This is a genomic window from Caballeronia udeis (genome assembly GCF_001544555.2).
Classification (GTDB): Bacteria; Pseudomonadota; Gammaproteobacteria; order Burkholderiales; family Burkholderiaceae; genus Caballeronia; species Caballeronia udeis.
Window position 1 is genome coordinate 82,737 of record NZ_FCOK02000028.1, and the last position, 20,617, is coordinate 103,353.

Here is a 20,617-nt window from a genome sequence, read left to right on the forward strand (position 1 = left end):
GAGTCAGGTCAGGGTAATTACTGTGAAGAACACCGTCGCGCACGTCACCCGAATGGGACTAGGATGGCGTATGAAACTCAATTTCCCGAACCCCAGCCGGTCCTACGACGACTCCAGGCACTGTGTGTGCTTCTGGGGGTATGACGGTTCGCGCGAGATCGCATTCCAGATAGGCGATGCGGCCCTGTCGAGTTTCAATCCGCAAATGGGGTCGGGCGAATCCGCCGTGCTCGCCGCCTTCGATCTGTACCGTGAACGCATTCTCCTGAAAGCCGAGGACCTGTACGTGCGCGGCTCGCAAAACATCTTCAAGATATCCTGAGCTTAAGTTCCGCGCGCCTGTGCTCGTTGATCGCCTCGCTCAGCGGATCTGCGCCTGCAGAGGTGCTTGGTCGCGTATAAAATCGCGGCATGTCCAAGCCAGTCTCCTCGCCGCCTCAAAGCCACATGGAAAGCCAGCTAGAGGCGGGGTCAGAGCACGCGTTGCCTTTGCGTGCGTCCCGCACGGCTTCGTTGTTGCTGGCTGCGTTGATCGCGACCATGGCGTGGCTGGCGCTTGCCGCACAAACCGACATCACGGTTCATCGAATGCTGGCCAGGGGCTTAAGCGTATTCGATGGAATTGAACGTCTCAGCAGCTATCTGACGAACCTGACCGTATTTATCGTCGCCCTGTGTTTTTCATTTGTCGCCGCGCTTGGCCACTCGCCGCTTGGGCGATTTTTTCGCAAGCCGACCGTGGTGACGGCGGTCGTGGTGTACATCGTATTTGTCGGGTTGGCTTATAACCTGTTGCTGCGCCACCTGTGGACGCCGGCGGGATATCGCGCGGTGCTCAACGAATGCCTGCACACCATTACTCCGGTGTTGTCGGCAATCTATTGGGTGCTGTTCGTACCGCGCTTTCATCTGACTTTGCGGCAATGCCTGCTGTGGCTGATCTATCCGCTGGCTTATCTTTGCATCACGCTGTGGCGCGGCAGCACGTCGGACTTTTATCCGTATCCGTTCATTGATGTCGGTGAACTTGGCTATCCGCATGTGCTGCTCAACGCGACCTTGCTTGTGCTGGCGTTTGTCACACTGATGGGCGTATTCATCGCTTTGAATCACAGGCGTCCGCATTAGCGAGTGATCGAATGACCACCGGTCGCGCATAGGCGCGACCGGTGGTTTTGTCTTGTTGCACGTACGGTAGTTACTTCGGCGCGTAGTGCATGTCGCCATTGCCGAACGACCAGTCCTCGCGATTCACCTCGACCAGGTTGATCCAGACATCGTCCTTTCGTATGCCCGTCTTCGCATGTATGCCGTCGGCCACCGCGCGGTAAAAGACCTTTTTCACTTCGATCGTCCTGCCGGTGTTCCAGGTCACCTGAATAAACACGATTCCCGGCGTGTAGGTCACGCCCAGGTATCCCTCAGCCGGATAGATCAATTCGTCCGGCGCATGACGCGTGATGATCTGGAACTTGTCGTGCTCGGGCACGTTGACTACGTCGATCATGGCGCCGTACACGACGTCGCTGATTGCCTGAACGACTTCAGGCGAGGCAGTCTGCGCGAGATTGATTCGAACGAGTGGCATGGTTTGACCTCTGGCTTAAGTGGGGAATAGGGAAGCGGTGGCCGCGACCTGTCGGGTGTGTTGTCGTGCCTGGAGTTCGGCCGCTGCGATAAAAGATGCTGCAGTCGCTTGGTTCGCCATTGAAGATTAGACTAGGTGTAAACTTGCATCAAGCGCATAATTTTCATGTGAATCATGAGAGGCAGGCATGTTATTCGAAGACCTTAAAACCCTGGTTGCGGTGCTCGACCATAACTCGTTGACGCGAGCGGCGGATGTGTTGTCGCTGACGCAATCGGCCATATCGCGGCGGATTCAGCATCTTGAAGCGGTCCTGGGCGCGGAGCTTCTGGATCGCAATAGCAAACCTCCTCAAGCAACCGCGCTTGCGCGCCGGATCTATGAACATGCGGTGCCGCTCATGCGCAGCGTGAATCAACTGCTCGAGATTCCCCGGGAAGAGGCTGTGCCGAGCGGGGCCTTTCGTCTTGGCCTGTCGCAGGTGGTAGCGGAGATCGTCTTGTTCGACGCGGTGATGCGTCTGAAAGCCGCGTTTCCGGCGCTGGAGGTTCAGTCGCACACCGAATGGAGCACGGGGTTGTTGCAGCAGGTCAGCCTTGGGAAGCTGGACGCAGCCACGTTGCTGCTGCCGTCCCCCAGCACGCTGCCGGCCGATGTGGCGGGCCGGTTCATCACGACGCTGGAGGTGCTGGTGGTCCAGAGCAAACGGCGGCCGGTGGTTGAGCGGCGCTCGAGCATCAAGGCGCTGGCGGAGCAGGAATGGATCCTCAATCCGCTGGGCTGCGGTTACCGGGCCGCGCTGGAACGGGCGATGCAGGGGGCGGGGCGCGAGCTCAGGTTAAGCGTGGATACGCACGGCACCGAGATGCAACTGAAGTTGATTGCTGCGGGGCTTGGTTTGGGACTCGTTCCGCGCAGTGTGCTTGGTCGAAGTGATTCGTATGCCGAACTATCTGTTGTCGACGTGAAGGGCTTTTCGTTAAGCCTCGATATCTGGCTGATCCACCCCGTTCAGTTGGGCAATTTAAAAAGTGCGGCCGGTGTGTTCGGGGATGCCGTGGCCGAGGGGTTTGCGAGTGCCGCTGGTCGCGGCCGTTAGGAAACTGCTTGCTATAGCGTCCTTCGGCACGGGTTTGATCAGCGCAAGGGTTGTCGAGGGCTGCCGGCGGGGCAAGCGATCCTTGCCCCGCCAACGACACCTAAACCGTTTACTCTCCCGACTTCTCAATCGCCCGCTGATACGCGTCACGCGCTTCTATGCGCCGGACGAACGCCGTGAGGTTGGGGTACGCCTCTTCGCCGCAGAACTTCACAGCCATCTGGACCGCGAACGACAGTTGAACGTCGGCGCCCGTCAGTTCATTGCCAATAAAGTAGTCTCGTCCCGCAAGCTCGCTGTTCAGGAAACCGAGATGCCTCTGCATTTCGCTTTCAATGCGCGGCTGGAGCGGCGCGGCGCCGTCGCCAAGCCGGCTCGTGTAGAGCTTGAGCATGAGCGGCAGCATGGCGGAACCCTCTGCGTAGTGCAGGAACTGTAGATAGCGGTTGTAGTCACGCGAGTCCGACGCGGGCGCAAGCCGGCCGTTGCCATACTTGCGCACCAGGTATTCGATGATTGCACCGGACTCGAAGATCACTTCGTCGCCGTCGCGAATCACGGGCGCCTTGCCCAGCGGATGAATCTTCTCGAGGTCGGGCGGCGCAAGCCGCGTTTGCGGATTGCGCTGGTAAGCATGAACGGTGTAATCGAGTCCGAGCTCTTCGAGCAGCCACGTAATGCGGCGCGACCGGGATTGGTTCAGGTGATGGACTTCGATCATGGATAACCTTGTGATTCAAACATTGAAGAAGGGGTGGTGAGTGCGCAGCACGCAAACTGCGGTTCCGGTTGCGTCATCGTTGCGTCATCAGAACCGCCGCGCACGGCAACGGCCGGTCATTGCCCTGATAAGCGATGACCTTGCAACCGGGCATGCCCGCCTACGGCTTGACGAAACGCAGTGTCATCCGGTCCGACTCGCCAATGGCGGCGAAGCGCGCGCGGTCGGTATCGCCCCCGCGGTAGGTCGGCGGCAGGGACCACACGCCGTTCGGATAATCCTTCGTATCGCGGGGATTGCTGTTGATCTCGCTGCGCGCGGCAAGCCTGAAACCCGCAGCCTGTGCGTGCTCAATGACGTAGGCTTCAGTCATGTAGCCGGTATCGATCATTTGCTGAACCGATGTGCCGGGCTTTGCGCGATGCTCTTCCACACCCAGTACGCCGCCGGGTTTAAGGACCGAATAGAAAGCACGCAGGTTTGCATCGACCTGACCGTCTTCTATCCAGTTATGAATATTACGGAACGTCAGCACGCGATCAACCTGCAGCCCTGCAGGCAAGCCCTTGAACTGCCCCGATCGCAGGGTGCCGACAACAACCGTGCCGTAGATCTCGGGCTCAGTAGCGAGCTTGTGTTCGAACGCCGCGTTGCTCTTCGCTTCGCCGGCAGGGAGCGCCCCTTGGGGCGGCAGGTACTGCGCTTCGTAAAGCGTGCCACGTCCCCGCAAATATGGCGCGAGGATGTCCGTGTACCAACCGCCGCCCGGCGCAATTTCCAGCACGCTCTGGTTCGGCGCGAGGCCGAAGAATTCCAGTGTGTCTTTCGGGTGCCGGTAGACGTCGCGGGCCTGCGCCTTGTCTCCCCGATACGGCGCGGCAATGGCGGTATCGAGTGATGTTGGTGCGACAGGCGTGGCGCAGGACGCCAGCAAGAGGGCGGCGGGCAGCACCAGCAAGGCACGCCGCTTGAGGCGGGGAGTAGGGAGTATTTTCATGCGGGTCATTATCGGGCAAAGCGCGCCGCTTGTCAGAGCGAGTCTGTTTTACCCCGTGCGACCTTCAAGCTTTCAAATTCTAAAAGGTCCACGCGGATGACCGGCTCAATATGATCCGCGCAGTCGAACATTCAAACGCTCAGAGCAGCGTCCTGACGTGCCATAACTCGGGAAACAGCACGACGTCCAGCATCTTTCGCAAATAGGGCGCGCCGCTGGTTCCGCCGGTGCCTTGCTTGAAGCCGATGATCCGCTCGACGGTGGTGACGTGACGGAAGCGCCATTGCCGGAAAGAATCTTCGAGATCGACAAGCTCTTCCGCCATCTCGTAGAGTTCCCAATGCTGGGTCGGCTCGCGATACACCGTGAGCCACGCTGCTTCCACGCTGGCGTCGTGGGTGGTTGGCTGAGTCCAGTCTCGCTCAAGCCTTTCCGGCGCGATCGGGAAACCGCGGCGCGCAAGCAGGCGGATGACTTCATCGTAGAACGAGGGGGCTTCAAGCGTTGCCGTGACTTCGGCAAGCACGTTTGGCCTGTGAGCATGCGGCTTGAGCATCTGCACGTTCTTGTTGCCGAGCAGGAACTCGATCTGCCGGTACTGATGCGACTGGAATCCGGACGACGCCCCCAGATAAGGCCGCATTGCCGTGTATTCGGAAGGCGTCATGGTCGCAAGAACGCTCCACGCCTGGACCAGCTGATCGAGTATGCGCGAGACACGCGCGAGCATCTTGAACGCAGGCGGCAGGTCATCGCGATGCACGGCGGCAAGCGCTGCATGCAGCTCATAAAGCGCGAGCTTCATCCATAGCTCGCTCGTCTGGTGTTGAACGATGAACAGCATTTCGTTATGGTCGGGCGAGAGCGGGTGCTGTGCCGCAAGCAGCGTGTCGAGCGAGAGATAGTCGCCATAGCTCATCGAGCCGGTGAAGTCGAGCTGCGCGTCATGCCAGCCTTCGGGCTTCTGCGCAGCGTCGCCTGCCGTCCCCGTCCCCGTCCCCGTCCCATACCCCATGGGACAGCCGCCCGTGCCTTCGCGTTCATGTGATTGTGTCATCGCGCGTTCTCCATTTGATCAGGTAACGGCGCCACGTTCGGCGAATTCAGGTGCGCGCCACGCTTCGGTCGCCAGCACGTCGCGCAGTGTTTCAACGGCGTCCCATACATCCACATAGCGCGTATAGAGCGGCGTGAAGCCGAAGCGCAGGATGCGCGGCTCGCGGTAGTCGCCAATCACGTTACGCGCGATCAGCGCCTGCATGACCTCATACCCATGCGGGTGTTCGAAGCTCGCCTGTGATCCGCGTTCGGCATGTGTTCGCGGCGTCACGAGCTGCAACGGAAATTCGCTGCAGCGGGTCTCCACGAGTTCGATGAACAAGTCGCTCAGCGCGAGCGACTTGCTGCGCAACGCGGTCATACTGGTTTGCCCGAACACGTCAAGGCCGCATTCGACCATCGACATGGCGACAATGGGTTGCGTGCCGCACAGGAACCGGCCGATGCCATCATCGGGCCGATATTCCGGGCTCATTTCAAACGGTTTTTTATGGCCCCACCAACCGGACAGCGGTTGCGAGAAAACATTCTGCAGCCGCTTCGGAACCCAGATGAACGCAGGCGATCCCGGTCCGCCATTCAGGTACTTGTAGGTGCAGCCGACCGCGTAATCCGCGCCGGCGCCGTTGAGATCGACCGGAACCGCGCCTGCCGAATGCGCCAGGTCCCAGACCGCGAGTGCGCCCGCCTGATGGATCACGCGGGTCAGCGCGGCCATGTCGTGCATGGCGCCCGTGCGATAGTTCACGTGCGTGATCATGACGACAGCCGTATTCTCGTCGATAGCGCCGGCGAGCTCGGATGCGTGATCCACGAGACGCAGTTCATAACCGCGATCCAGTTGCTCGATCAGGCCCTGCGCAATGTACAGATCGGTCGGGAAATTCGAGCGTTCGGAGACGATGACACGACGCTTCGCGTCGCGCTCGTTGGCGACCCGCAGCGCCGCCGAGAGGATCTTGAAGAGGTTGATGGAAATGGTGTCGGTGACGACCACTTCGTCCTCGGCCGCGCCAATCAACGGGGCCAGCTTGTTGCCAAGCCGCTTGGGCAACGCGAACCATCCCGCCGTGTTCCACGAGCGGATCAAACCGTCGCCCCATTCGCCGGTGATGACGGCCGCGGCGCGCGAGGCGGCCGCTTTGGGGGGGACGCCAAGCGAGTTGCCGTCCAGGTAGATGGTGTCGTGGCCGAGCGCGAACTGGTCGCGCAAGCGGGCTAGCGGATCGTCGCGGTCGATTGCCGCGGCATCGTCTCTATGGTTCATTGAAGCGTATTCCGGTGAATTAAGTGTCCGTGTGTGTCCGCGTGCCGGACGGAAATCCACGTCTCGCCGCCGTTTGGCAGAGCGCGTGCCCATGCCTGAAAGCTTAGCCGAGAACGGTCTTTAATTGATTGCGAAACAAACGCGGCGCTTAGGCGCCGATGCAATATTCTTCGATGAAAACCGCGCTTGGGCGCAATAAATTGATCGCGATCTGTTATGGGCGGAATTCGGGTGCGCTTACCAAGGCGCGCGCCGGGTCCGCTAAGCTGGCGCTGCTCGCCTGCGGTAGCAATACTCGTTACCATGCAGCCAACCCCCAGCCAGATACCTGGATAGACCACTGCCCATGACACAACCCGTCCTTGCCTCGACCCTGACCGACTGCGTCGACCATCACTTTGACCAGGAGGTCCAGTTCCTTTCCGCGCTCGTGCAAAAGCCGTCGGACAATCCGCCGGGCGATTGCGCAGGCCACGCCGAGATGGCGGCGCAATGGCTGGAACGGCTCGGCTTCACGGTCGAGCGCCATGTGGTGCCGGCCGGCGATGTCACGCGCGCCGGCATGATCAGCGCCACGAACCTCGTGGTTCGCCATCGCTTTGGCGCGGGGCCGGTGATCGCGCTGAACGCGCACGGCGACGTGGTGCCGCCCGGCGATGGCTGGACCGCGGATCCATACGGCGCCGAGATCCGCGATGGTTTCATGATCGGGCGCGGGGCGGCGGTATCGAAATCGGACTTCGCCACCTATGCGTTTGCGTTGAAGGCGTTGATCGAGAGCGGCGCGACGCTGGCCGGGACGGTGGAGCTTCACCTGACCTATGACGAGGAAACCGGCGGCCTGATCGGGCCGGGGTGGTTGTTGAAGCAAGGCATCGTGAAGCCCGATTACGCTATCTGTGCGGGCTTTTCTTATTCGATCACGACCGCGCACAATGGCACGATCCACCTGGAAGTCACGGTGCGGGGCAAGTCGGCGCACGCGGCGCGGCCCGATACCGGGCATGACGCGCTGGAAGCTGCTACGGCGGTGCTGAACGCGCTGTACGCGCATCGGGCAGCATTGCGCGAGATCCGTTCGGCGACGCCGGGTATCGATCACCCTACGATCGTGGTGGGTCTGATCAAAGGCGGGATCAACACGAACGTGGTGCCTGACAAGGTCAGTTTGCGGCTCGACCGGCGCGTGGTGCCGGAGGAGAATCCGCAAGACGTGCTCAAGCAATTGAAGACGCTGATCACGGCGGCGGTTGCGGGGTTGCCGGGTATCAGCGTGGAGATGGAAGAGGTGCTGGTGACGTCGCCACTGCGCGCGCTCGACGGCTCGGAGCGCTTGTCGCAGGCGTTGCAGCGTGCGGCTCGGGTGACGCTTCAGCGTGACATTCCCACTGAAGGCGTACCTCTTTATACCGATGCCCGCTTGTATTGCGAGGCGGACGTACCCACCGTCATTTACGGCGCCGGTCCGCGGACGCTGCTTGAGGCTAACGGACATCGGGCCGACGAGCGGGTTGCGCTTGAAGACTTGAGGGTTGCGACCAAGACCGTTGCAATTGCGCTAGCGGATTTGCTTGGCCAACAGCCGTAACCCTAAGCGCTTGCATGCTTCGTTCCTTTGCGGCCTTGCATAGGAACGAAGCGGCTTCCTGCACTGGCGCAGACAAAAGCCCAGGACCTGTCTAGAGTTAAAAGCCTGCAGCTAAGCTCCTCGGTCTCCCCGATCGACCCGCATTCCAAGCCCTCCTGCCAGGGGCATTCAGCACGTCTTCAAAAACTCGAACATAATCCTCGATGTCGTTATTTCGAGCTTTGCCGCGGCGCCCGGCTGCCGCGAAGCGCGACAGGTCGAACCTCAATCTCGAACAAACTATTATGAAAACATCCGAAGAGACAAAGCATTCCTGGCTTTGGCTGGTCTTGCTTATTCCGTATATCGCATTGCTGTGGCTGCCTTTTTATAACGATACCCGCCCGTCTTTCGCCGGTTTCCCATTCTTCTACTGGTATCAGTTTCTGTGGGTGCCGTTGACCTCGCTCATCATTTACATCGTGTATAGAGGTGTCAAATGAGCGATATTGTTCCGGTCAATCCGGTAGCCATGACGGTCTTCATCGCCTTCTTCCTGCTGGTGACGGTGGTGGGATTTTTCGCGGCGCGCTGGAAACGCGGCGACCTGACGCAACTTCATGAATGGGGCCTGGGCGGCCGCCAGTTCGGCACCGTGATTTCGTGGTTCCTGGTAGGCGGGGATTTCTACACAGCCTATACCGTGATCGCCGTACCGGCCTTGGTGTATTCGGTGGGGGCGTACGGGTTCTTTGCGCTGCCTTACACCATCATTGTTTATCCGTTTGTGTTTGCGGTCATGCCGCGGCTATGGAAGGTCGCTCACGCCAAGAACCATATTACGGCGGCCGATTATGTGCAGGGCGAGTATGGCGGCAAGTGGTTCCCGGCGGCCGTGGCGCTGACCGGGATTATCGCGACCATGCCGTACATCGCGTTGCAACTGGTGGGCATGCAGGTCGTGATCAAGGGCCTGGGCGTGAGCGGCGAGTTGCCGCTGATTGTCGCGTTCGTGATTCTTGCGCTCTACACGTACACCAGCGGCTTGCGTGCCCCGGCCATGATCGCCTTCGTGAAGGACATCATGATCTATATCGTGGTGATCGCGGCGGTGTGGCTGATTCCGTCGAAACTCGGCGGCTACGCGCACGTGTTCGATGCTGCCGACCAGTTCTTCAAAGCCAAGGGCGGTGCAACCGGCATCATCCTGAAGCCGACGCAATTTACCGCGTACGCGTCGCTTGCCTTGGGCTCGGCGCTGGCGGCCTTCATGTATCCGCATACCATGACCGCAGTATTGTCGTCGTCATCGGCTGCGACCGTGCGCAAGAACGCCATCTTCCTGCCTGCCTACACGCTGCTGCTCGGCCTGATTGCGTTGCTCGGCTACATGGCGATTGCTGCGGGCATCAAGGTGCAATCCGCGTCCGACGTCGTGCCCGCGTTGTTCGGCCAACTGTTCCCCGCGTGGTTCGTCGGCTTCGCGGCCGCGGCCATTGCAATCAGCGCGCTCGTGCCGGCGGCGATCATGTCGATTGGTGCAGCGAACCTGTTCACGCGTAATCTGTGGCCGCTGATGGTGCGTGACACCTCGCCCGAGAAGGAAGCGAAGACAGCGAAGCTGGTGTCGCTGGTTGTGAAGTTCGGCGCGTTGTTGTTCATCGTGTTCCTGCCGACGCAATATGCAATCGATCTGCAATTGCTTGGAGGCGTGTGGATCCTGCAGATATTCCCGGCCATTGTGTTCTCGCTTTACACGCGGCGTCTGAACACACCGGGCTTGTTCCTCGGCTGGCTGGCCGGAATCGTGCTCGGGACCGGCATGGCGATCGCGCAGGGCCTGAAGCCCGTGTTCGCGCTGCATCTGGCTGGGGCGACGTATCCGCTGTATATCGGGCTGATCGCGCTTGCCGCGAATATTGTGGTGGCGTTTGTCGTATCGATGGTCACGCCGCGCCGCGCTCACGTTCATCAGGCGGCGTAAGAGGAGGGCAAGCACGCCATCGCGCAGGTCGATGCGCAAGATTTTTTGCGCATCGACCGAGCCATCTTTACGGCGCCGGCGCGCGTGGTTTGTGCTTTCCGTGTCCGGCCTGTAAGCTTCGGCAACGAGCATTTCCTGCTCGTTATTCATCCCCTGATTCACGACACTTCCGCAAAGCTTTCGCCTGTTTCCTACCCGATGCAACATTCAATTGTTTATTCCCCGCGACGCCGCTCATTGCTGACGGCTGCTGCCATGATCCCCTTTGTCAGCGCGTGTACGTCGTGGCGCGCGGCCACCGGCAGCTCAATCGCGCAAGACCAGTTGAAGCAACTGGAAAGCAGTGCTGGAGGACGCCTTGGCGTTGCAGCGCTGAACACCGCTGACGGCAAGCTGGTGAACTATCGCGCGGACGAGCGTTTCCCGCTTTGCAGCACCTTCAAATTGATGCTGGTGTCCGCGGTCCTCGAACAGAGTGAGAGTCCGCTTCAAAAGGGCTTGCTTGAGCGCCGGATCCACTATGCGCGCAGCGAGCTCCTGTCGTGGGCGCCGATCACGAAAAAACAGGTTGCTACGGGCATGACCGTCGCGGAACTCTGCGCCGCCACGCTGCAATACAGCGACAACACCGCAGCCAACCTGTTGATGAAACTGGTCGGCGGCCCGGAAACGGTGACTGCGTACGCGCGCTCGATAGGCGACAACCAGTTCCACCTCGACCGCCGGGAACCGGATCTGAACTCGGCAATACCCGGCGACCCGCGCGACACGTCGACACCTGCAGCGATGGCGCACAGCCTCCAGCGCGTGACGCTAGGCGATGCGCTCGGCGCTTCGCAACGCAGCCAACTGCAGACATGGTTGCTGGGCAATACCACGGGCGCCGGCAAAATCGCTGCGGCAATGCCTGCACATTGGATGATTGGCGACAAGACCGGCTCAGGCGACTACGGTACGACAAACGATATCGGCGTAATTTGGCCGCCGGGAAAACCGCCCATTGTCCTGGCCATCTATCTGACTCAGCGGGAGCAGGATGCAAAGGCGCGTGACGACGTGGTGGCGTCGGCGGCACGGATTGTCGTGGCTGCGTTTGCGTGAATAGCTTTTGCCGCCCTTCGTCAGCTTTCCTTCCTGACCTTTCGATGACATCTTTGTCATCAAGCTTCCACACGTCGCCGGGCGAGCTAACATAAGGCAAGAGGAGGACGCTTGAGCGCCCGGCCGGCGCTTGGGTGCCGGGCGCCGGGTACAGCGCGTCGTCCTGAAACCCGGAGGCTCTCCATGATTTCCAAGAAGCAAAATCCTGCAACGTTCCTGCGCTCGCGCGGGGCTGCGCTGTTGACGGCTGTCGGCCTGGGTGCCAGCATCCTGTTTGCCTCCATGCATCTCGCGCATTCTTCAGAAGCCGCCGTCGTCATTGCGCCCCCCGCGCTCGACGAACCCGCAAATGGTGCGCACGAGGAAACCGCCGTGCTGGCAGGCGGCTGTTTTTGGGGCGTTCAAGGCGTGTTCCAGCATGTGAACGGCGTGACGAAGGTTGTGGCGGGGTATGCCGGCGGTCAGCCCCAGACCGCGCAATATGAAACCGTCAGCGGGGGCCAGACGGGTCACGCCGAGTCCGTGCAGATTACCTACGACCCGGCCAGGATCACCTACGGCAAGCTGCTGCAGATCTATTTCTCGGTCGCGCACGACCCGACGGAATTGAACCGGCAAGGCCCGGATAGCGGCACGCAATATCGTTCGGCAATCTTCCCGGCCAACGACATGCAAAAACACATCGCGCAAAGTTATATTGCGCAGCTCGATAAGGCGCATGTTTTTCCCGCGCCGATCGTCACCAAGACAGACCCGCTCAAGGGTTTTTATCCTGCCGAGTCTTATCACCAGAACTATTTGACGCTGCATCCGGATACACCGTATATCGCGATCAATGACCTGCCGAAGGTCGAGAACCTGAAGCGCGTCTTTCCGACGCTTTACCGCGATAAACCGGTGCTGCTGAGCGTGGCATCGCAGTGATGAAAAAGCGGCGGACTTGAAATCCGCCGCTCAATACCCGCTCAGCACCGGGCAATTCTGTGCAATGCAGCACGCGTAAGCCTGCATGCACGCGGGCATCTCACCCTTCGCCGTGAGTGGCGGGAATTGCAGCCAGCACCAGCCGCTCACGCGTTTCGACGCCACTACTCAGCGGTTGTCAGTCAGCGTGTCGACCAGGTCGCGCCCCGCGTGATAGGCCGCGTCAAGTGCCTTTGCTTCAGTCTCAAACACGTTGCCGAGCTCATAAAACTGCGTGCGTTGCCCGGCATGACGCAGGTCGGCGCCGGGTCGGCATACGTAGCCGTTGTAGTGGTAGGGGGTATCTGGCGTGGGAGGTCCGTATGCCAGGATTGGCAGCACCCAGATCTCGAAGCCTTTGTAGTCTATTCTTTCCCACATGGAAACCTCCACCCTCAGGAGCCCGCGCCAAACAAACGGGAACTAGACCGCCCCGCCCAATACGCGCGCGACGAAGTGTCTACCCCATGCCTCACCGTGCGCAACGGCGTCCGCCACCGTGACGTAGGGCCCGTGAGCGCCGGTCAATTCACCGGAATCTTCCGCGTGCGTTGAACCTCGGACCGGCGTGCCATCATGGCGAGTCACCGTCACGCGGACGCTAAAACCATCAATCTTTTCTGCGTCGGCAGGGTCGCATTTCGGCGCCACGTTTATAGTCAGAAGGTAGTCGCCCACTTCAACGTCTTGATGCATGGCCGTCTCCCTGCTCATCGAGGAACCTCATTATGAGCGCGATCATCAGTCCTTGCGGCACGTATCGCTACGTGCTGACGCGCGCGGGCGACACGCCGTCAGGCAAACGCGGAAAGGTGATGTTTCTCATGCTGAATCCGAGCACGGCTGACGCCACGCTCGACGACCCGACTATCAGGCGCTGTCGTTGCTTTGCGTCTTCATGGAGATTCAACGGCATCACCGTCGTGAACCTGTATGCGTTGCGCTCGACCGACCCGGCGGCGCTGTGGCTTCATCACGACCCGGTTGGTCCGGACAACGACGACTACCTGCACAAGATGGCGGTGAGGCATGGACTCGTCGTGCGTGGCTGGGGTGCGAACGCCAGGGACGACCGGGTGACAGCGGTCATGAACCTGCTGCGCGAGGCAGGCGCGCAACTCACCTGCCTCGGCATGACGAAAAATGGCGCACCGCGTCATCCGCTATATGTGCGCGGCGACCAGCCATTGATCGAGTGGTCAATGCCCGTTCCGGAGCCTGCATGAGCTTACGTAAAGCGGCAGCGGACTCGAAAATCCGCCGCCGCTTTCGCTGAGACCAAACCGACTTACTGCGATGCCTGCGTCGTTTTGCGCAGCTTCGCGACATCGGCTGCTGCAACGGCGGGCGCACCGTTGTTCCATCCGGCGCGAATGAACGTGAGCACGTCGGCGATCTGCTGATCGCTTAGCACCGGCGCGTATTTCGGCATTGGATACGCGGCGGGAATGCCTTGTATCACGAGGTCGTGCGTGCCGTTCAGCGTGACGTTGATCAGCGACGAGGCGTCCGTCTCCATCACGTTCGGATTGCCCGCCAGCGGCGCAAGCAGTGGTGCGAACGCACGGCCATCCACACCGTGGCAATGCATGCAGTACGCGGTATACACCTTCGCGCCTGCGTCATTGGCCGGATGTTGCAGCAGTGCGGTAGTGGCCTTCGGATCGTAGGCATAGGCCGGTGCATTCGTGCCACCGGCCGGCGGCAACGACTTCAAATACGCGGACATGGCTGCCAGATCCTGATCGTCCATGCCCTGGGTGCTGTGGTTGATCACATCGGTCATGGACCCGAACGCCGACGCATGCGCGTTCGCTCCGGTCTTCAGGAACGCGGTCAGCTCAGCATCCGACCAGCGCCCCAGCCCGACGTTCTGCTCGCCCGTCAGGTTCGACGCAAACCAGCCGTCGAGCGCACCGCCCGTGAGCCAGGCGCTGCCGCTTTCATCCAGCGCCTTTTCCTGGAATGCAATACCGCGAGGCGTGTGGCATGCGCTGCAATGGCCCAGGCCCTGGATCAGGTAGGCACCGCGATTCCACGCAACGTCGTGGCCGTCCTTGTCGCGATAGACTCCTTTATCGAGGAACACCATGTTCCAGAACTTGAGCGGCCAGCGCATGTTCAGCGGGAACGGAATGTCCGACGGCCGGTTCGCCTGGTTCACCGGCGCGACACCGTGCATGAAGTACGCATAGAGCGCCTTCACGTCGTCGTCGCGGACCTTCGCATACGACGTATAGGGCATGGCCGGATAAAGGTTGTGACCGTCCCTCGCCACGCCCTGGCGCAACGCTTTTTCGAAGTCCTCCTCGCTCCATTTACCAATACCCGTATCCGGGTCGGGCGTGATGTTGGTCGTATAGATCTTGCCCATGGGCGTGGTCATCGGCAGACCGCCGGCAAACGGCTTGCCCTTGGGCGCGGAATGACAGGCGACGCAATCGCCCACCTTCGCGAGATAGGCGCCACGGGCCACGAGCGGATCGTCGTTCGCAGCAGCATGAGCCAGAAGGGGCAAGCCAAGCGTGAGCGCAAGGGTGGCAACAAGATGTTTGATCATTGTGTGGTCCCTCATGCGCTTTGCAGTTGACGGCCAACGGGCAACTGCCGCAAGCGCTTGCCGGTAGCGGCAAAAATCGCGTTGGTCAGCGCGGGCGCGAGTGCTGCGGTACCCGGTTCGCCAATGCCTCCGGGCGCCTCGCTACTCTTCACGATATGCACCTCGATAGGAGGCGTCTGGTCGATCCGCAGCATCCGGTAATCCGTGAAGTTGGATTGTTCGACGCGGCCGTCCTTGATCGTGATCTCGCTATAAAGCGCTGCCGTGATGCCGAAGATAATGCCGCCCTGGATCTGCGCCTCGATGGTGTTCGGATTGACCACCATGCCGCAATCCACCGCACACACCACGCGGTTCACGGCCACTTCGCCGTCGCCGTTCACGGTGACGTCCACCACCATGCCGAAGAAGCTGCCGAACGCGTGCATCACCGATACCCCGCGTCCCTGGCCCTTGGGCGGCGTGTTGCCCCAGCCGGCTTCACGGGCGGCGACGTCGAGCACGTTCTGCGCGCGCGGCGTCTTGCCCAGCAGGTCGTGGCGATACTTCACCGGATCTACTTTCGCCTGCGCGGCCAGCTCGTCCATGAAACTTTCGACTACGAAGGTTCCGCGAGTCGGACCGACGCCACGCCAGAACGCGGTGGGCACGTCCATGGGTTCCTGCCGCACATAGTCGATGAACTGGTTCGGGAGGTCGTAGGGCAGGTCGGCGGCAACTTCCACCGCGTCCGGATCAAGGCCGTTCTTGAACGCAGGCGGCGCGAACCGCGCCATGATGGACGACCCCACAATGCGATGTTGCCAAGCGACGGGCTTGCCGCTGGCATCGAGGCCGGCGGAGATGACGTCGTAGTAGTACGGGCGATACATGTCGTGCTGGACGTCTTCCTCGCGCGTGTAGGTAACCTTCACGGGCGTGCCGACCTGCTTGCCGACCTTCAGCGCCTGAGCGATGAAATCGGTTTCCAGCCGGCGTCCAAAGCCGCCGCCGAGCAAGTGGTTGTGCACGGTGATCTTGTCGGCGGTGAGGCCGGTGATTCTCACTGCCGTATCCACCGCGCGCGTGGGCACTTGCGTGCCGACCCAGATATCGCAGCCGTCAGCGCGCACGGACACGGTGCAGTTCACCGGCTCCATGGTGGCGTGCGCGAGGAAGGGTTGCTGGTACACCGCATCAACGCGCGTCTTGGCGTCGTTGAAGCCCTTCTTCACGTCGCCGTCCTTGCGGGCCACCGCGCCATCGCGCTTCGATGCATCGGCGAGTTGCTGCACTACCTTGGCCGTGGAAAAGTCCGCACCGCGGCCTTCGTTCCATTTGATGTCGAGCGCAGCCGCACCGCGCTTGGCGGCCCACGTATGATCGCCGATCACGGCCACGCCGTTGTCGAGCCGGATCACCTGGCGAACGCCGGGGATCTTCTTCGCGTTGGTGTCGTCGACAGACGCGAGCGTCCCGCCGAACACCGGGCTATTCACAATGGCGGCATAGACCATGCCCGGCACGCGGACATCGAGTCCGAACATGGCCGCGCCGTCCACTTTTTCAGGAGAGTCGAGACGCTTGGCAGCGGTGCCGATCAGCTTGAAATCCTTCGGGTCTTTAAGCGGCACGTCCTGCGGAGCGGGCAGTTTCGCGGCGGCATCAACAAGTTGTCCATAGCCGATACGGCGACTGCTTGCGGCATGCACCACCTCGCCTTTCTCCGCATGGCACGTCGCCGGGTCGACCTGCCATTGCTGCGCCGCCGCGGAAATGAGCATCACGCGGGCGGTGGCGCCGGCCTTTCGCATGGGCTCCCATGCATAGCGGATCGACGTCGAGCCGCCGGTCAACTGGCCGCCAAGCAGCGGGTCCATGAAGAGCTTTTCGTTGGGCGGCGCGTGATCGATCACCACGCTGTCCAGCGGCACTTCCAGTTCTTCCGCGATCAGCATGGGGATGGACGTATAGATTCCCTGGCCCATTTCCACCTTGGGAATGACCAGCGTCACCTTGCCCGCCGAGTCGATCTGTACAAACGCATTGGGTTCGAATACGCCGCTTTGCGGTGCTTCGTTGCCGTCGCCGCCGATCACCGATTTGCCCTGCGGAGTTCCACCCTGGCTCGCGGCGGGCAGGCTGAAACCGAGCAGCAAGCCGCCGCCAACCGCTGCGCCAACCGATACTCCGAGCTTTAGAAATGTGCGCCGATTCAGGCCGTCGGGTGTGCGGCGATTCTGTGCATCGAGTAATCCTCGCGACATGTCACGCCCCCCTGGCGGCGTGCTTGACCGCGGCACGGATACGGTTGTACGTACCGCAGCGGCAGATGTTGCCCGCCATGGCTGCATCGATATCGGCATCCGAGGGGTTCGGGTTCGAGGCGATCAGCGAAGCCGCCGACATCACCTGACCCGACTGACAGTACCCGCACTGCACAACATCGAGCGCGACCCACGCGTCCTGCACTTTCTTGCCTGCGGGCGTGGTGCTGACGGCCTCGATGGTCGTCACCTTGCGCTCCCCAACCGCTGCGACCGGCAGCACGCAGGAGCGTACTGCCTGACCGTCGAGGTGCACGGTGCACGCGCCGCATTGCGCGATACCGCAGCCGAACTTGGTGCCCGTGAGACCAACCAGATCACGCAGCACCCAGAGAAGCGGCATGTCGGGCGGGGCGTCGACCGTGTGAGATTCGCCGTTGATGGAAAGCGTCGTCATCTGCAACTCCAGTTGTCGTGGGGATTTCTATAGGCCGTCTCAATCGGAAACCTTATACAAGATTACGACGATTCGTGCTGAATCGCCTGTGGGACACCGGCTGCGCTTGCCCGCTGCGTTCTTTTACCGGTCGAGAAAAAAGTCGTGGAATAAAGAGTTGTGGAAAGGGGTTAGCGCTGGCATTGATGTATTCACACCCGTTCTTCGAGGTGAATGTCCATGCCTTCCAATTTCATTACGGTCTTGCGTGCCCGAGGCGTCGCGGCGGCACTGTCCGTTGCCGCCGTTGCCCTGGGTTCAGCCGGTTCCGCAGCCCATGCTGCAGGCGCGGCGAACGGAGGCCCGGAAACACCGTTCCTCGCTGAAAACGACCAGGCGATGACGCGCATGATGGGCGGGATGTCCATCAAGCCGAGCGGCGACGTCGATCGCGATTTCACCGCAATGATGATTCCGCATCATCAAGGCGCGATCGATATGGCGCAGGCCGAACTGCGTTATGGGCACAACGAGCAATTACGTCGGATAGCCCAGGAAATCATTGTTGAGCAACAGCAGGAAATCACCGCCATGCGCCTCGCGCTTGGTCAATCATTGCCTCCCTCGGCGCCGGCACCGGATCAAGGTCAGGCACCGTCAGACGCAGTACCCGCCCAACCCACGTCCAGCACAACAATGCCCATGCCGATGCGCATGGATCAGGAGATGAAATGAAACGAGCCACTCTGTTTTCCGTCGCGATGACGGTGTTCGCGACCGCCGCTTTCGCCGCCATGCCGCAGCTTGCTTGCGCGGGCCAGGCGCCTGATTCCGCGTCCGCACCTGATGTGGCGATCAGCCACCACGACCGCGTCTATGCGGCCGAGCAGTTCTCCAACACGGTCTCCGTCACGGACCCTGTCGACAACAAACTGGTAGGCGTGATTCGTCTGGGCGATCCGTCGCCGGGCAATTTCAGCCCGTTGTACAAGGGGCAGGTCCTCGTGCATGGCATGGGTTTCTCACCGGACCATCGCACGATTGCCGTGGTCTCGATCGGCTCGAACTCGGTTTCGTTCATCGACACGCAGACCAATGCCGTCAAGCATGTGACCTATGTGGGGAGGGCACCCCACGAAGCGTTTTTCACACCGGACGGCAACGAGGTCTGGGTGACCGTGCGGGGAGAAAACTATGTGTCGGTGCTGGATGGACACACGTTCGAGGAGAAGACCCGCATCGTCACTCCTGCGGGACCGGGCATGCAGATTTTCTCGCCCGACGGCAAGTACGGGTACGTGTGCTCGTCGTTCAATCCTGAAGTGGACGTGATCTCCGTGGCCGATCACAAGCTGGTCGGCAAGGTCACGCAGGTGAGTCCGTTCTGCCCGAACATTGCGGCCACGCCTGACGGCAAGCAGGTCTGGTTCACGCTGAAAGATACGGGCAAGACGCAGGTCTTCGACGCGCGTCCGCCGTTCGCCACGCTAAAGGTGCTTGATACAGGTCCGATCACGAACCACGTCAACATCGTGCATAACGCCAACGGTACTTTTGCTTATGTGACCGTCGGTGGCCTGAATCAGGTAAAGGTGTTCCGTACCGACGACTTCTCGCAGGTCGCGACCATCCCGGTCGGCAAGCTGCCGCATGGAATCTGGCCGTCAGGCGATGGCAGCCGCGTGTATGTCGGCCTGGAAAATGCCGATGGGATGACCGCTATCGATACCTTGACCAACAAGGTCATCGCCACCGTCCCCATCGGGCAGGCGCCGCAAGCGGTTGTCTATGTTCCGAACGCAGTGCCCGAAGGCGATGGTACGCAAAACACGCAACCGCTTGGATTGGCGGGCGAGAGTGCGCACCTCAGCCTGGTGCCGGTAGGGACGGGTCAGGCGACGGACGTGGCGCCTACCAGCGTCGCGTTATTCGACCAGGGTTTGCTGCAGGTGTTGCAGGCATCGGCGACTGGCTTGCAGCCGAAATCGCCGTACGTATTGGGACTTTCCGATAACGCCGATGGCAGCGGCAACGTGGAATCGCTTGCATTGTTCATGACCAACCCGGCCGGCGCGGCGATCGTCAACGCAATTGGGCAGATCCGTCAGGTAGTCGTGCCGGGTGTGAGTCATCCCGCCGATAAACGGCGCTACCTGGTGATTGCGCCGCGAGTGTCGGGCAAGCCGGGTGCGCCCGTGCAGGTGCAAGCGCTCTAGGTGTTTGCGTTTCACCAGAAGCAAATTCATGCGGCCGCCGGAGTTGATGCTCCGGCGGTTTTTTCTTGCAGCGGCGTTTGTCTTAAGTGCCGATGGTGTCGCGCAGGCAGGCCTCTATTTATTTTCGATAACTCAGGAATAAATCCGGCGGGAAATGTGTTAGCCCTTGTACCAACCCGTTAAACACACTGGAGTCGAAAATGAAGACACTTGCCTGGCTTACGTTGTCCACCGCCGTCCTTGTTTCCTCAAGCGCGTTCGCGCAAGGACTGACCCGTTCCGAAGTCCGCCAGCAACTGGTGGAAGCAGAGCAGAATGGTTCGCAGTACGTGTCGAATGCATCGTATCCGGATATCAGTCCGGTGTTTCAGAACCAGGTCGCGAATCAGGAGAAAAATGCGAGCGCGTATGGCGGCGTCGCGGCTGGCTCTGGTATGAGTGCTCCACGCGTCAAGCTTAACGGTACGCAAAGTCCTGAAACCTGTGTCGGTCCGGTCAGTTTCTGCAATATTTATGCAGGGTCCTGAACCGGCTGGACCACACTGCTGGTGGTCATGTCACTGTCGTATACCGTCTCTGCGAATAACGCGCAATGACAACGAGTGGGAAAGGCGGCGCAGAACGGGCCATCGTCTGCGCCTTGCCGCCTACTTTGGAATCGGCAACTTGACCGGGTCATGCTCACCCACAAACGCAAATACCAGTAGCTTGGCAGGCTCGAGCGCACTGGCGTTTCCGGCGGTTGTCAACGTACTTGTCGTGTCACTTCAAGCAAACTGCTTTAGTTCTTCCGGCTGCATGCGCTCCGGATTG

22 protein-coding genes are annotated in these 20,617 nt (G+C 60.8%); 12 read left to right on the top strand and 10 right to left on the bottom strand.

All coding sequences use genetic code 11. The features are described 5' to 3' along the window. The first annotated feature begins 70 nt into the window (after positions 1 to 70). Together AWB69_RS20510 and AWB69_RS20515 are read left to right on the top strand one after the other, a co-directional pair. On the top strand, positions 71 to 322 hold the full coding sequence (locus tag AWB69_RS20510; protein ID WP_047846077.1) for a DUF1488 family protein: 252 nt from the start codon (positions 71 to 73) through the stop codon (positions 320 to 322). Positions 323 to 411: 89 nt separating this feature from the next. Further along, on the top strand, positions 412 to 1,128 hold the full coding sequence (locus AWB69_RS20515; protein ID WP_062088064.1) for a Pr6Pr family membrane protein: 717 nt from the start codon (positions 412 to 414) through the stop codon (positions 1,126 to 1,128). Positions 1,129 to 1,198: 70 nt separating this feature from the next. On the opposite strand, the gene AWB69_RS20520 is transcribed toward AWB69_RS20515, so the two are convergent. Next, on the bottom strand, positions 1,199 to 1,588 hold the full coding sequence (locus AWB69_RS20520) for a tautomerase family protein (protein WP_062088066.1): 390 nt from the start codon (positions 1,586 to 1,588) through the stop codon (positions 1,199 to 1,201). A 187-nt stretch (positions 1,589 to 1,775) separates the two neighbouring features. Here AWB69_RS20520 and AWB69_RS20525 point away from each other — a divergent pair, with 187 nt between their 5' ends. Continuing rightward, positions 1,776 to 2,687, top strand: coding sequence for a LysR family transcriptional regulator (locus tag AWB69_RS20525; RefSeq protein WP_062088069.1), 912 nt, complete (start codon positions 1,776 to 1,778; stop codon positions 2,685 to 2,687). Between the two features lie 109 nt (positions 2,688 to 2,796). Here the strand turns inward: AWB69_RS20525 and AWB69_RS20530 are convergent, their stop codons facing one another. The 4 genes from AWB69_RS20530 to kynU form a co-directional block, all read right to left on the bottom strand. Then, a complete protein-coding gene (locus AWB69_RS20530; RefSeq protein WP_062088071.1) occupies positions 2,797 to 3,408 on the bottom strand; it encodes a glutathione S-transferase family protein in 612 nt (203 codons plus the stop codon). Between the two features lie 160 nt (positions 3,409 to 3,568). After that, positions 3,569 to 4,405: a class I SAM-dependent methyltransferase gene (locus tag AWB69_RS20535; protein WP_082913491.1), complete on the bottom strand. Its 837-nt coding sequence runs from the start codon at positions 4,403 to 4,405 to the stop codon at positions 3,569 to 3,571. A gap of 139 nt (positions 4,406 to 4,544) precedes the next feature. After that, on the bottom strand, positions 4,545 to 5,462 hold the full coding sequence (gene kynA, locus AWB69_RS20540; RefSeq protein WP_082913492.1) for a tryptophan 2,3-dioxygenase: 918 nt from the start codon (positions 5,460 to 5,462) through the stop codon (positions 4,545 to 4,547). A gap of 18 nt (positions 5,463 to 5,480) precedes the next feature. After that, a complete protein-coding gene (gene kynU, locus AWB69_RS20545) occupies positions 5,481 to 6,731 on the bottom strand; it encodes a kynureninase (RefSeq protein ID WP_062088075.1) in 1,251 nt (416 codons plus the stop codon). 346 nt (positions 6,732 to 7,077) lie between these two features. On the opposite strand from kynU, the gene AWB69_RS20550 reads away from it, so the two are divergent. From AWB69_RS20550 to msrA, 5 genes are all read left to right on the top strand, one after another. Continuing rightward, a complete protein-coding gene (locus AWB69_RS20550) occupies positions 7,078 to 8,319 on the top strand; it encodes an ArgE/DapE family deacylase (protein WP_062088077.1) in 1,242 nt (413 codons plus the stop codon). A 284-nt stretch (positions 8,320 to 8,603) separates the two neighbouring features. Further along, entirely contained in the window at positions 8,604 to 8,801 is a 198-nt protein-coding gene (locus AWB69_RS20555; protein ID WP_062088110.1) for a DUF3311 domain-containing protein, read from the top strand. Next, entirely contained in the window at positions 8,798 to 10,282 is a 1,485-nt protein-coding gene (gene mctP, locus AWB69_RS20560) for a monocarboxylate uptake permease MctP (RefSeq protein WP_062088079.1), read from the top strand. Before AWB69_RS20555 ends, mctP begins: the two co-directional genes overlap by 4 nt. Positions 10,283 to 10,492: 210 nt before the next feature. Continuing rightward, positions 10,493 to 11,383, top strand: coding sequence for a class A beta-lactamase (gene bla / locus AWB69_RS20565; protein ID WP_062088112.1), 891 nt, complete (start codon positions 10,493 to 10,495; stop codon positions 11,381 to 11,383). 183 nt (positions 11,384 to 11,566) lie between these two features. Beyond that, entirely contained in the window at positions 11,567 to 12,307 is a 741-nt protein-coding gene (gene msrA, locus AWB69_RS20570) for a peptide-methionine (S)-S-oxide reductase MsrA (protein WP_062088082.1), read from the top strand. A gap of 168 nt (positions 12,308 to 12,475) precedes the next feature. On the opposite strand, the gene AWB69_RS20575 is transcribed toward msrA, so the two are convergent. Both AWB69_RS20575 and AWB69_RS20580 read right to left on the bottom strand, forming a co-directional pair. Further along, complete coding sequence (locus AWB69_RS20575) at positions 12,476 to 12,727, bottom strand: hypothetical protein (protein ID WP_062088084.1); 252 nt, start codon at positions 12,725 to 12,727, stop codon at positions 12,476 to 12,478. A 42-nt stretch (positions 12,728 to 12,769) separates the two neighbouring features. Continuing rightward, positions 12,770 to 13,042: a hypothetical protein gene (locus AWB69_RS20580; protein WP_062088114.1), complete on the bottom strand. Its 273-nt coding sequence runs from the start codon at positions 13,040 to 13,042 to the stop codon at positions 12,770 to 12,772. Positions 13,043 to 13,074: 32 nt separating this feature from the next. Here AWB69_RS20580 and AWB69_RS20585 point away from each other — a divergent pair, with 32 nt between their 5' ends. Continuing rightward, positions 13,075 to 13,572, top strand: a complete 498-nt coding sequence (locus AWB69_RS20585; protein WP_062088086.1) for a DUF1643 domain-containing protein — start codon at positions 13,075 to 13,077, stop codon at positions 13,570 to 13,572. Positions 13,573 to 13,634: 62 nt separating this feature from the next. On the opposite strand, the gene AWB69_RS20590 is transcribed toward AWB69_RS20585, so the two are convergent. Genes AWB69_RS20590 through AWB69_RS20600 form a run of 3 tightly spaced genes read right to left on the bottom strand, consistent with a single transcriptional unit; the run spans position 13,635 to position 17,609 of the window. Next, a complete protein-coding gene (locus AWB69_RS20590; RefSeq protein ID WP_231937175.1) occupies positions 13,635 to 14,906 on the bottom strand; it encodes a c-type cytochrome in 1,272 nt (423 codons plus the stop codon). A gap of 11 nt (positions 14,907 to 14,917) precedes the next feature. Further along, complete coding sequence (locus AWB69_RS20595) at positions 14,918 to 17,152, bottom strand: xanthine dehydrogenase family protein molybdopterin-binding subunit (RefSeq protein WP_062088090.1); 2,235 nt, start codon at positions 17,150 to 17,152, stop codon at positions 14,918 to 14,920. 1 nt (position 17,153) lies between these two features. Continuing rightward, on the bottom strand, positions 17,154 to 17,609 hold the full coding sequence (locus AWB69_RS20600) for a (2Fe-2S)-binding protein (RefSeq protein WP_062088092.1): 456 nt from the start codon (positions 17,607 to 17,609) through the stop codon (positions 17,154 to 17,156). Positions 17,610 to 17,828: 219 nt separating this feature from the next. Between AWB69_RS20600 and AWB69_RS20605 the strand changes: the two genes are divergently transcribed. From AWB69_RS20605 to AWB69_RS20615, 3 genes are all read left to right on the top strand, one after another. Further along, entirely contained in the window at positions 17,829 to 18,323 is a 495-nt protein-coding gene (locus AWB69_RS20605; protein ID WP_082913495.1) for a DUF305 domain-containing protein, read from the top strand. Beyond that, positions 18,320 to 19,804, top strand: a complete 1,485-nt coding sequence (locus AWB69_RS20610; RefSeq protein WP_062088094.1) for a YncE family protein — start codon at positions 18,320 to 18,322, stop codon at positions 19,802 to 19,804. The genes AWB69_RS20605 and AWB69_RS20610 overlap by 4 nt, the downstream gene beginning before the upstream one ends. Before the next feature lie 200 nt (positions 19,805 to 20,004). Beyond that, positions 20,005 to 20,331, top strand: a complete 327-nt coding sequence (locus AWB69_RS20615) for a DUF4148 domain-containing protein (protein ID WP_063977865.1) — start codon at positions 20,005 to 20,007, stop codon at positions 20,329 to 20,331. Positions 20,332 to 20,617 lie beyond the last annotated feature (286 nt).

Bases quoted from the DNA above. Each gene is read 5' to 3' on its own strand.
- AWB69_RS20510 (WP_047846077.1), top strand. From the start codon at position 71: ATGAAACTCAATTTCCCGAACCCCAGCCGGTCCTACGACGACTCCAGG.
- AWB69_RS20515 (WP_062088064.1), top strand. From the start codon at position 412: ATGTCCAAGCCAGTCTCCTCGCCGCCTCAAAGCCACATGGAAAGCCAG.
- AWB69_RS20520 (WP_062088066.1), bottom strand. From the start codon at position 1,588: ATGCCACTCGTTCGAATCAATCTCGCGCAGACTGCCTCGCCTGAAGTC.
- AWB69_RS20525 (WP_062088069.1), top strand. From the start codon at position 1,776: ATGTTATTCGAAGACCTTAAAACCCTGGTTGCGGTGCTCGACCATAAC.
- AWB69_RS20530 (WP_062088071.1), bottom strand. From the start codon at position 3,408: ATGATCGAAGTCCATCACCTGAACCAATCCCGGTCGCGCCGCATTACG.
- AWB69_RS20535 (WP_082913491.1), bottom strand. From the start codon at position 4,405: ATGAAAATACTCCCTACTCCCCGCCTCAAGCGGCGTGCCTTGCTGGTG.
- kynA (WP_082913492.1), bottom strand. From the start codon at position 5,462: ATGACACAATCACATGAACGCGAAGGCACGGGCGGCTGTCCCATGGGG.
- kynU (WP_062088075.1), bottom strand. From the start codon at position 6,731: ATGAACCATAGAGACGATGCCGCGGCAATCGACCGCGACGATCCGCTA.
- AWB69_RS20550 (WP_062088077.1), top strand. From the start codon at position 7,078: ATGACACAACCCGTCCTTGCCTCGACCCTGACCGACTGCGTCGACCAT.
- AWB69_RS20555 (WP_062088110.1), top strand. From the start codon at position 8,604: ATGAAAACATCCGAAGAGACAAAGCATTCCTGGCTTTGGCTGGTCTTG.
- mctP (WP_062088079.1), top strand. From the start codon at position 8,798: ATGAGCGATATTGTTCCGGTCAATCCGGTAGCCATGACGGTCTTCATC.
- msrA (WP_062088082.1), top strand. From the start codon at position 11,567: ATGATTTCCAAGAAGCAAAATCCTGCAACGTTCCTGCGCTCGCGCGGG.
- AWB69_RS20575 (WP_062088084.1), bottom strand. From the start codon at position 12,727: ATGTGGGAAAGAATAGACTACAAAGGCTTCGAGATCTGGGTGCTGCCA.
- AWB69_RS20580 (WP_062088114.1), bottom strand. From the start codon at position 13,042: ATGCATCAAGACGTTGAAGTGGGCGACTACCTTCTGACTATAAACGTG.
- AWB69_RS20585 (WP_062088086.1), top strand. From the start codon at position 13,075: ATGAGCGCGATCATCAGTCCTTGCGGCACGTATCGCTACGTGCTGACG.
- AWB69_RS20590 (WP_231937175.1), bottom strand. From the start codon at position 14,906: ATGATCAAACATCTTGTTGCCACCCTTGCGCTCACGCTTGGCTTGCCC.
- AWB69_RS20595 (WP_062088090.1), bottom strand. From the start codon at position 17,152: ATGTCGCGAGGATTACTCGATGCACAGAATCGCCGCACACCCGACGGC.
- AWB69_RS20600 (WP_062088092.1), bottom strand. From the start codon at position 17,609: ATGACGACGCTTTCCATCAACGGCGAATCTCACACGGTCGACGCCCCG.
- AWB69_RS20605 (WP_082913495.1), top strand. From the start codon at position 17,829: ATGCCTTCCAATTTCATTACGGTCTTGCGTGCCCGAGGCGTCGCGGCG.
- AWB69_RS20610 (WP_062088094.1), top strand. From the start codon at position 18,320: ATGAAACGAGCCACTCTGTTTTCCGTCGCGATGACGGTGTTCGCGACC.
- AWB69_RS20615 (WP_063977865.1), top strand. From the start codon at position 20,005: ATGAAGACACTTGCCTGGCTTACGTTGTCCACCGCCGTCCTTGTTTCC.